The 10,327-nt window shown below is 74.9% G+C and carries 10 protein-coding genes; 9 read left to right on the top strand and 1 reads right to left on the bottom strand.

What is annotated here, in order from left to right; translation table 11 throughout:
* Positions 1–233: 233 nt before the first annotated feature.
* Complete coding sequence (locus G6553_RS20255) at positions 234–611, top strand: single-stranded DNA-binding protein (RefSeq protein ID WP_166196880.1); 378 nt, start codon at positions 234–236, stop codon at positions 609–611.
* Here the strand turns inward: G6553_RS20255 and G6553_RS20250 are convergent.
* Complete coding sequence (locus G6553_RS20250; protein WP_166196878.1) at positions 586–1,710, bottom strand: DUF1015 family protein; 1,125 nt, start codon at positions 1,708–1,710, stop codon at positions 586–588. The genes G6553_RS20255 and G6553_RS20250 overlap by 26 nt on opposite strands.
* A gap of 47 nt (positions 1,711–1,757) precedes the next feature.
* Between G6553_RS20250 and G6553_RS20245 the strand changes: the two genes are divergently transcribed.
* The 8 genes from G6553_RS20245 to G6553_RS20210 form a co-directional block, all read left to right on the top strand.
* Positions 1,758–2,783 carry an HAD-IIA family hydrolase gene (locus G6553_RS20245; RefSeq protein ID WP_347565833.1) on the top strand — a complete coding sequence of 342 codons (1,026 nt, stop codon included), beginning with the start codon at positions 1,758–1,760 and terminating at the stop codon, positions 2,781–2,783.
* 10 nt (positions 2,784–2,793) lie between these two features.
* Positions 2,794–3,024, top strand: a complete 231-nt coding sequence (locus G6553_RS20240; RefSeq protein ID WP_166196876.1) for a hypothetical protein — start codon at positions 2,794–2,796, stop codon at positions 3,022–3,024.
* 5 nt (positions 3,025–3,029) lie between these two features.
* Entirely contained in the window at positions 3,030–3,869 is an 840-nt protein-coding gene (locus G6553_RS20235; RefSeq protein ID WP_166196874.1) for a TlyA family RNA methyltransferase, read from the top strand.
* The gene (locus G6553_RS20230) at positions 3,866–4,810 is read left to right on the top strand and encodes an NAD kinase (RefSeq protein WP_166196872.1); all 945 of its coding nucleotides are present in this window, start codon (positions 3,866–3,868) and stop codon (positions 4,808–4,810) included. The genes G6553_RS20235 and G6553_RS20230 overlap by 4 nt, the downstream gene beginning before the upstream one ends.
* Before the next feature lie 2 nt (positions 4,811–4,812).
* Positions 4,813–6,585, top strand: a complete 1,773-nt coding sequence (gene recN / locus G6553_RS20225) for a DNA repair protein RecN (RefSeq protein ID WP_166196882.1) — start codon at positions 4,813–4,815, stop codon at positions 6,583–6,585.
* Between the two features lie 75 nt (positions 6,586–6,660).
* Positions 6,661–7,845, top strand: coding sequence for a putative cytokinetic ring protein SteA (steA, locus tag G6553_RS20220; RefSeq protein ID WP_166196870.1), 1,185 nt, complete (start codon positions 6,661–6,663; stop codon positions 7,843–7,845).
* Complete coding sequence (locus G6553_RS20215) at positions 7,842–8,735, top strand: copper transporter (RefSeq protein ID WP_166196868.1); 894 nt, start codon at positions 7,842–7,844, stop codon at positions 8,733–8,735. Before steA ends, G6553_RS20215 begins: the two co-directional genes overlap by 4 nt.
* 31 nt (positions 8,736–8,766) lie before the next feature.
* Positions 8,767–10,327 (top strand): CTP synthase (locus G6553_RS20210; RefSeq protein ID WP_166196866.1); only part of this gene is annotated, 1,561 nt, incomplete at its 3' end.

Below are 10,327 nucleotides of genomic sequence, written 5' to 3'. Positions count from 1 at the left end.
AAGCCTTTCAGCGCCGATGGTACTGCAACCGCGAGGTTGTGGGAGAGTAGGACGCCGCCGGACATACCATTAGCAAGCGGGGCCATACCTTCGGGTATGGCCCCGCTTCGCATTTCCCACCGGCCCGGTTCTCCTCCACACGTCGCACTCGAGCAGCACGCTCCACACGACCACCGATCGCCCCGAAGCACCGTCGGTGCCGGCGCCGAGCGTGGTGCTCGGAGGTGATGCGGATGTCCGCACGAACGAAGCTGAAGGACCCGGCCGCTGACGGCCGGGTGGAGCACGTGAACGAGGTCCGGCTGGTCGGCCGGGTGACGCAGGCGCCCGAGGAGCGGGTCCTGCCCAGCGGGGACGCCGTCTGGACGTTCCGGCTGGCGGTGACCAGGACGGGGGACCGCGGGAGGTCGAAGCAGACCGTCGACGCCCTCGACTGCGCGGTCTGGGCCGCGCGTCCGCGGCGCAGCGTGGCGTCCTGGCGACTCGGTGACGAGGTGGAGGTGTGCGGCGCCGTACGTCGCCGGTTCTACCGTGCCGGCGGGAGCGCCGCGTCCCGGACCGAGGTCGAGGTCCGGACCGGCAAGCTCATTCGTCGCGCAACGACCGGATGAGCACGCCGGTGCTCGGCTTGGGCTGGAACGACGTGGCCTTCTGCGGCAGGAGACGGTCCGCGGCGACGATCCGCAGGACGTTGTCGACCGCGGGGGCCGGCACGAGGACAGCCGTCCCGGTCTCGGGACCGGCGTGCGCGAGCACGTCCTCGGCTGAGTGGTGGTGGCCGATCCGGTGCGGTCCGCGGGCCAGGGCGGGGACGAGGTCCTCGTGGAGGACCTCGATCGCCAGCCGTTCCGGCCCGACCGGGACGTGGAGGGCCGCCCAACGGCTGCTGTCGGTGACCACGAGCGTGTCCGGTGCGAGTGCGTCGACCGCCGCGACGGGGGAGAGGTCCTGGAAGCGGAGCCCGACGTGCTCCGCGGCGGCGCGGACGTCGTCGTACCGGCTGCCCACCAGCAACCGGTGGATCGCACCGAGGAACAGGGGGGTGTCGTCCTGGTCGACGAGCATCGCGAGGCCGCCGCCGCTGGCAGTGCTCGGCGCGCGGCGCTGGAGACGGAGGTAGGCGCTGTAGCGGTGGTGCCCGTCGGCGATGAGCGCGCGGGTCCCGGCCAGCTGCTCGGCGAGGAGCGCCTGGCGCTCGGGGTCGCGCACCGCCCAGAGCCGGTGCTGCTGCGCGGCGCGGTCGGTGAACTCGCGCAGAGGAGGCTCGCTCCGGACCTGGCGGAGGACCTCGCGGGTCTCGGGCCGTCCCCGGTGGACGAGCAGGATCGGCGCGGGGTTGAGCGCCATCTGGGTCATCCGGTCCGCGAGCTCGTCGGCCTGCGCGGGGTGGATGCCCTCGTGCGGGAAGATCGCCCGCTCCTCCGGCGTCGCCGCTCGGCGCGAGACGTCCAGCACGCCGACCAGCCCCCGGACGGTGATGCCGCCCGCGGTGTACTCGTGGAGGTAGACCGCCGGGGCCTCGTCCCGGCTGAGCTGGCCGCGCACGCGCCACCGCTCGAGGCGCTCGGGCACGGCGCCGTAGGGCCGGGCGAAGGCGCGTGCGGAGGAGGGGTCCCCGACCAGACGCGGAGCCATCATCAGCGCGCGAAACGGCGCCAGCGCGAAGGGGCCGGCGACGTAGGGCGGGGTCACCACGGCGCTGGGGTCCATCGAGGCATCGTAGGCTGCCCGCTCGACGACGCCGGAAGGAGGCGAACGTGCTGCAGGGCTCCCCGGCGCCGCTGTCCCGGACGCACGACCTGGCCATGCTCGACCTGGACGGGGTGGTGTACGTCGGCGGGGACGCCGTGCCCGGTGCACCCGAGCACCTCGAGGCCGCCCGGGCGGCCGGTCAACGGCTCGCGTTCATCACCAACAACGCCTCCCGGCCGCCGAGCACGGTCGCCGACCACCTCACCCGGATCGGTGTCCCGGCCGGGCCCGAGGACGTGGTCACGTCCGCCCAGGCCGCCGCCCGGGTGCTGGCCGAGCGGCTGGCGCCGGGCGCGCCGGTGGTCCTGCTGGGGGCCGCTGGTCTCGAGGAGGCCGTGCGGTCGGCCGGTCTCAGCCCGGTCGGGGTCGAGGACGAGGCGCAGGCGTTGGTGACCGGCTACGGGCCGGACGTGCTGTGGCGCGACATCATGCGCGCGGCGGTCCGGGTGCGCGACGGCCTGTGGTGGGTGGCGTCGAACACCGACCTCAGCATCCCGACCGCCTACGGCACGGCTCCCGGCCACGGCGTGCTCGTGGAGACCGTCCAGCGCTTCTCCGGAGTGGCTCCGGTCGTGGCGGGGAAGCCGCAACGGCCGCTGCTCGACGAGACGGTCCGCCGGGTCGGCGGCGAGCGGCCGTTGATGGTCGGTGACCGGCTGGACACCGACATCGCGGGCGGCCGGAACGCCGACCTCGACACGCTGCTGGTGCTCACCGGTGTCACGGGGCTGCCGGAGCTGGTCGCGGCCCGGCCGGAGGAGCGGCCGACGTACCTCGCGCCGGACCTCGCGGGACTGCTCGAGGCACACCCCGAGGCGGTTCCGGGAACCGACGGCGACGGGACGGGCGCGACCTGCGAGGTCGGCGGCTGGCGGGCCGGCGTCGTGCGGGGCCGCGTGCAGGTCGACGGGTCCGGCGGCGCCGCTGACTGGTGGCGGGTCGTGGCCGTCGCCGGATGGGCCCACCTGGACGCGACAGGGGAGCCGGCCGACGTCAGCGACCTGGAGCCCCCGGCGCCCGCCGACCGGTAACCTCCCCCGCATGGACCAGCAGCCCGAGGACCCCCGCGACGCCCCGGCCGCCGGCGGACCGGTGCCCACCGGCGTCCCGCGGGTCGACGAGGTGCTGGCCGCCGTCGAGGAGCTCGAGGAGCGGCCGATCGAGGAGCACGTCGGTGTCTTCGAGACGGCCCACACCGAGCTGCGCCGCGCCCTGGACGCAGACCCGGCGACCGACGTACCGCCCGGCTCGTCTCCCACCGACCCCGCCTGAACGCCGTGCCACCTCGTCGACTCCGGCTGGACGCCGAGCTGGTGCGCCGCGGCCTGGCGCGCTCCCGCGAGCACGCGAGCGAGCTGATCGCCGCCGGACGCGTGACCGTGCAGGGTGCGCGGGCCACCAAGCCCGCGACGGGCGTCACCACCGACGTCGCGCTGGTCGTCGCCGACGACCCGGACCGCCCGGACTACGTCTCCCGGGGCGGGCACAAGCTGGCCGGGGCGCTGGCCGCCTTCGAGCCGCTCGGCCTGGAGGTGGCCGGACGCCGGTGCCTGGACGCGGGTGCGTCGACGGGCGGCTTCACCGACGTCCTGCTGCGCGAGGGCGCGGCGGAGGTGGTCGCCGTCGACGTCGGCTACGGCCAGCTCGCGTGGCGCCTCCAGCAGGACGAGCGCGTCGTCGTGCACGACCGGACCAACGTCCGCGAGCTCACCCCTGAGCTGGTGGGCGGGTCGGTCGACCTCGTCGTGGGCGACCTGTCGTTCATCTCCCTGGAGCTGGTGCTCGACGCGCTCGTCGCGGTCGTCGCGGAGGACGGCGACCTGGTGCCGATGGTCAAGCCGCAGTTCGAGGTCGGCAAGGACCGGGTCGGCAAGGGTGGCGTCGTGCGGGACGTCGGCCTGCGAGCCGAGGCCGTGCTGTCCGTGGCGGCCGCGGCCGCGGAGCGGGGCTGGGGCGCGCGGGCGGTGACGGTGAGCCCGCTGCCCGGGCCGTCGGGCAACGTCGAGTTCTTCCTGTGGCTGCGCAAGGGCCCCGCGAGCATCGACGCCGAGGAGGTCCACGCCGTCGTGCGCGGCGGTCCGCCACCGTCGGCGCCCGGTGAGAGAGTGGGCCCATGACCGCCTCCGCCCCGCCGACCCGGCGCGTCCTCATGGTCGCCCACACCGGGCGGGAGGAGGCGCGCGAGGTCGCACTGGCCTTCTGCAAGGCGCTGAGCGCCAGCGGGATCGTCGTGCGGGTGCTTGCCGCCGAGGCGGCCGACCTGGCGCTCGAGCCGTCGGCGTACTCCCCGGCGATCGAGATCACCGACAGCGAGGAGGACGCGGCCGCGGACTGCGAGCTCGCGGTGGTCATCGGCGGGGACGGCACGATCCTCCGCGCCGCCGAGATCACCTACAGCAGCCGCACCCCGGTCCTGGGCGTCAACCTCGGCCACGTGGGGTTCCTCGCCGAGGCCGAGGTCGACGACGTGCAGTCGACGATCGACGCAGTGGTCGAGCGGCGCTACGTCGCCGAGGACCGGATGACCCTCGACGTGCAGGTGTTCCGCGACGGCGAGCTGGTGACCCGCACCTTCGCGGTCAACGACGCCAGCGTGGAGAAGGCCGCCCGCGAGCGGATGCTCGAGGTGGTCGTCGAGGTCGACGGCCGCCCGCTGTCGCGGTGGGGCTGCGACGGGGTGGTGTGCGCGACGCCGACCGGCTCCACGGCGTACAACTTCAGCGCCGGCGGACCGGTCGTGTGGCCGGGCGTCGAGGCGCTGCTGATGGTGCCGATCAGCGCGCACGCGCTCTTCGCCCGGCCGATGGTGGTGGCGCCGACCTCGGTGCTCGCCGTCGAGGTGCTGGCGCGCACCGAGGGAGCGGGCGTGCTGTGGTGCGACGGCCGACGAACGGTCGACCTGCCGCCGGGCGCCCGGATCGAGGTGCGCCGCGGCGAGCACCCGGTGCGGCTGGTGCGGCTGCACGACTCCCCGTTCACCGATCGGCTGGTGGCAAAGTTCGGCCTCCCGGTCGAGGGTTGGCGGGGCCAGGCGGAACGACGACGACGGGAGGCGTGAGGGTGCTCGAGGAGATCCGGATCGGTTCGCTCGGGGTCATCGACTCCTCGACCCTCGAGCTGGGCCCGGGGCTGACCGTCATCACCGGTGAGACCGGCGCCGGCAAGACCATGATCGTCACCGCCCTCGGCCTGCTGCTCGGCGGTCGTGCCGACAGCGGGGCGGTGCGGTCGGGCGCGCGCTCGGCGCGGGTCGAGGGCGTCGTCGACGCCAGCACGCTCAGCGGTTTCGGTGCCGCGGTCGAGGAGGCCGGCGGCGCGGTCGAGGACGACCGGGTCGTGGTGGCGCGCAACGTCTCGGCGGAGGGCCGCTCGCGCGCGTACGTCGGCGGCGCGGGCGTGCCGGTCTCGACCCTGGCCGAGCTCACCGAGCCGCTGGTCGCCGTGCACGGCCAGTCCGACCAGCACCGGCTGCTCCAGCCACGGCGGCAGCGGGAGGCGCTCGACCGGTTCGGCGGCGAGGCGGTGACCGGCCTGCGCGAGCGGTACCGCGCGGTGTACGCCCGGCTCGAGGCGACCGAGCGCGAGCTCGACGAGGTCGTGGCGTCCGCGCGCGACCGGGCCCGCGAGGCCGACCTCCTGCGGTTCGGGCTCGACGAGGTCGAGCAGGTGTCGCCGGAGCCGGGGGAGGACGAGCTGCTGGCTGCGGAGGAGACCCGCCTGGGGTTCTCCGACACGCTGCGGACCGCCGCCGAGGTCGCCCGCGAGGCGTTGTCGAGCGAGCACGGCGCGCCCGACGCGCTGGGCACGGTCTCGGCCGCCCGGTCGGCGCTGGACGGCGTGCGCGAGCACGACACCGAGGCGGCCGAGCTCGCCGACCGGCTGGCCGAGGTCACCTACCTGCTCTCCGACGTCGCCGCCGACGTGGCGTCGTACGCCACCCGCATCGAGACCGACCCCGCGAGGCTGGCGGCGGTCTCCGAGCGGCGGGCGGCGCTGACCGCGCTGACGCGCAAGTACGGCGAGACCATCGACGAGGTGCTGGCGTGGGCGGAGACGTCCTCGCGACGGCTGCTCGAGCTGGACGGCACCGACGAGCGGATCGAGGAGCTGCGCGCCGAGAGGGAGACGCTGCGCGGTGAGCTGGCCGAGGTCGCCGGCGCGCTCACCGCCGCCCGGACCGAGGCAGGCGGCCGGCTCGCGGCCGAGGTCACCGCGGAGCTCGGCCTGCTGGCGATGCCGCACGCCCGGGTGAGCGTCGAGGTCCGGCAGACCGAGCTCGACCCGCAGGCGCACCCCGGTGGCCCGACCGGCCCGCACGCTCCGCTGCTGGTGGGGGACCGCCACCTGCGCTACGGCTCCTCCGGGGTCGACGAGGTCGAGCTGCTGCTCGCCGCCAACACCGGCTCCGACCCGCGCCCGCTGCACAAGGGCGCGTCCGGGGGCGAGCTGTCCCGGGTGATGCTGGCGCTCGAGGTGGCGCTGGCCGGCACCAGCCCGGTGCCGACGTTCGTCTTCGACGAGGTCGACGCCGGGGTTGGCGGCACCGCCGCGGTGGAGATCGGGCGTCGCCTCGCCCGGTTGGCCCGGTCCGCCCAGGTGCTGGTCGTGACCCACCTCCCACAGGTCGCGGCGTTCGCCGACCGCCATGTCGTGGTCGAGAAGTCCAGCGACGGCACCGTCACCAGCTCCGGCCTCACCGTGCTCGACGAGGCCGCGCGCGAGCGCGAGCTGTCCCGCATGCTGGCCGGGATGACCGAGAGCGACACCGCGCTGGCCCACGCCCGCGAGCTGCTCGAGGTCGCCTCCAGCGCGAGGGCCCTCGCTGCCGGGTGACGCGGGCCACGCCGACGCGCCCGGCCGGAAGAGGTACGCCGAGGGGCCGGCCGCGTTTGTGACCATGGGTCGGCCATGAGACTCCCCACCCGCCCGCAGACCTCCGACCTGCCCGGGGTGGCCGGGACCGCGCGGGTGGAGCGACGTGCCCGCGTGCTGCTGCCCCGGCTCCGCCCCGGCGACATCGCGGTCCTCGAGCACCCCGCGCTCGACCGCGCGACCGCCCAACGGCTGGTCGACGCCCAGGTCGCGGCGGTCGTCAACGTCGCGCCGATGGTCTCGGGCCGCTACCCGAACCTCGGCCCGGAGGTGCTCCTCCGCGCCGGCATCCCGATGGTCGACGGCGTCGGCCCGGGCGCGCTGGCCGGGCTGGACGACGGGCGACGGGTGCGGCTGCACGCCGGCTCGGTGCTCGAGGACGACGGCGCGGACGGCGGCCGGGTGGTGGCCAGCGGTCGGGCGCTCGACGCCGCCACCGTGGAGACCGAGCTGGCGCGGGCCCGGCGGGGCCTTGCGACCCAGCTGGAGACGTTCACCCACAACAGCGCCGCGTTCCTGCAGCGTGAGCAGGACCTGCTGCTGCACGGCGTCGGGGTGCCGGTGCCCGCGACGAGGATCGCCGGACGCACGGTCGTGGTCGTCGCCGACGGCCCCGAGGTCGAGGCCGAGCTGACCTTGCTGCGTCCCTACCTGCGCGAGCAGGAGCCGGTGGTGGTCGCGGTGGGTCGCAGCGCGGACACGGTCCGCGGGATCGGCCGCCGCCCCGACGTCGTGGTCGTCGACGCCGCCGTGCCCGACGGCGTACCCACCGCCGCCGCGCTCAAGGCCGCGCGCGACGTCGTGGTGCGCACCGGCCGCGGCACGAGCGGCAAGGAGGTGGTCGACTCGCTCGACCGGCTCGGCGTCCGCCCGCTGCGCATCGAGACCGACGCGACCGCCGAGGACGCCGCGCTGCTGCTCGCCGACGCCGGCGACGCGGCGGTCGTCATCGGGGTCGGGATGCACGCCACGCTCGAGGAGTTCCTCGACCGGGAGCGCTCCGGCCTCGCCAGCACCTACCTGACCCGGCTCAAGCTCGGCGCGCGGCTCGTCGACGCGGCCGCGGTGCCCTACCTCTACTCCGGGCGCGTGCGCCCGCACCACCTGCTCCTGGTCATGGTCGCCGGACTGGTCGCGCTCGCCGCGGCCGTCGGCGTGACCCCGGTCGGCCAGGAGTGGGCCGACCAGCTCTCCGAGACCCTGCAAGGACTCCTCCCGTGATCACCTACCGCCACCACGTCGTCTCGCTCGTCGCGGTGTTCCTGGCCCTGGCCGTCGGCGTCGTCCTCGGCGGCGGCCCGCTCAGCGAGCTCGGCCGCGACGACGCGCAGCCCGCCCCGGCCCGGGCGGTGACCCAGCAGGCACGGCTGGCGGCCGGCTACGGCGACACGTTCGCCGGCGCCGCGGCCGAGCAGCTGTACGACGGCCGGCTGGCCGACCGGCCGGTCGCGCTGCTGGCGATGCCCGGCGCCGACGACAGCACGGTCGCGGGCCTGACCGAGCAGGTCGAGCTGGCCGGTGGCTCCGTCACCGGCCGCTACGACGTGCAGCCGGCGCTGCTGGTGGCCTCGGAGAAGGCGCTGGTCGACACGCTGGGCAGCCAGCTCGCGGCCGACCTGGGCGCGGGGGTGGTCGACGCCGACGCGGCGACGTACGCCCGGATGGGCCAGCTGCTCGGCGTCGCTCTGGCGACGACCGGCGAGGAGGCGAGCGCGCCCACCGAGGAGACCCGCACCGTCCGGCAGAGCCTGGCCGCCGCCGAGCTGGTCGTCTCGCCCGAGGGCGAGACGCCGCGCGCTCCGGCCGTCCTGGTCGTCCTCGGCGACAGCGAGCCGACCGCCGCGACGCTCGCCGTGCTCGACGGACTGCTCAGCGGCGCGACCGAGACCTCGCGGGGCGTCGTGGTGGCCGGCACGACCGCGGCCGGGCGCGCCGGCGGGCTGCTCGCGGCGCTGCGCCGCGAGCCGGTCGCCGACGTCGTCACGACGGTCGACGGTGCCGAGAGCACGCTGGGCCAGGTGACGACGGTGCTCGGCGTCCTGCGCCGGCTGGCGGGCGAGGGCGGGGAGTTCGGCGCGACCGGCGCAGACGGCGCCGTGCCGTTGGGCTGATCCGCCGGTTCCTGGGATAGCATGGAGTCCCGTGAAGAACCCGACGCCCACCAAGCACGTGTTCGTGACCGGAGGCGTCGCCTCCTCGCTGGGCAAGGGTCTGACGGCCTCGAGCCTCGGCCGGCTGCTCCGCTCGCGCGGTCTGCGCGTGACGATGCAGAAGCTGGACCCCTACCTCAACGTCGACCCCGGGACGATGAACCCGTTCCAGCACGGTGAGGTCTTCGTGACCAACGACGGGGCCGAGACCGACCTCGACATCGGTCACTACGAGCGCTTCCTCGACACCGACCTCAACCAGATCGCGAACGTCACGACCGGCCAGGTCTACTCCAGCGTGATCGCCAAGGAGCGCCGCGGCGACTACCTCGGCGACACCGTCCAGGTGATCCCGCACATCACCAACGAGATCAAGGACCGCGTCCGCGCCATGGCCGGCGAGGGCGACGACGCCGTCGACGTGGTCATCACCGAGGTCGGCGGCACGGTCGGCGACATCGAGTCGCTGCCGTTCCTCGAGGCCGCGCGCCAGGTGCGCCACGACGTCGGCCGCGACAACTGCTTCTTCATCCACGTCTCGCTCGTGCCCTACATCGGCCCGTCCGGCGAGCTGAAGACCAAGCCCACGCAGCACTCCGTCGCCGCGCTGCGCCAGGTCGGCATCCAGCCCGACGCCGTGGTCTGCCGCGCCGACCGTGAGCTGCCCGAGGGCATCAAGAAGAAGATCGCGCTCATGTGCGACGTCGACGAGGAGGCGGTCATCACCTGCGCCGACGCCCCGTCGATCTACGACATCCCCAAGGTGCTGCACCGCGAGGGCCTCGACGCCTACCTCGTGCGCCGCCTCGACCTGCCGTTCCGCGACGTCGACTGGACCGCCTGGGACGACCTGCTGCGGCGTGTCCACCACCCGCGTGAGGAGGTCACCGTCGCCCTCGTCGGCAAGTACGTCGACCTCCCCGACGCCTACCTGTCCGTCGCCGAGGCGCTGCGGGCCGGCGGCTTCGCGCACGAGGCGAAGGTGCACCTGCGGTGGGTCCCCTCCGACGAGTGCCAGACGCCCGCCGGGCAGCAGCGGCTCCTCAGCGACGTCGACGCGATCTGCGTCCCGGGCGGCTTCGGCATCCGCGGCCTCGAGGGCAAGGTCGGCGCGCTCACCTACGCCCGCACCCACGGGATCCCGACGCTCGGGCTGTGCCTGGGCCTGCAGTGCATGGTCATCGAGTACTCCCGCAACGTCGCCGGCCTGGAGAAGGCCGACTCCACCGAGTTCGACCCCGACACCGCCGAGCCGGTCATCGCGACGATGGCCGAGCAGAAGGAGTACGTCGAGGGCTCGGGCGACCTGGGCGGCACGATGCGGCTCGGGCTCTACCCGGCCGCGCTGGCCGAGGGCTCGATCGTGCGGGAGCTGTACGGCGCCGCGCAGATCGAGGAGCGGCACCGCCACCGCTACGAGGTCAACAACGCCTACCGCCAGCAGCTGTCCGACGCGGGTCTGGTCTTCTCGGGCCTGAACCCCGAGCACGACCTGGTGGAGTTCGTCGAGCTGCCGCGGGACGTGCACCCCTACTACGTCTCCACCCAGGCCC

Source organism: Nocardioides sp. IC4_145 (assembly GCF_011250565.1).
Lineage (GTDB): Bacteria > Actinomycetota > Actinomycetes > Propionibacteriales > Nocardioidaceae > Nocardioides.
This window is presented reverse-complemented; position numbering and strand designations above follow the sequence as displayed.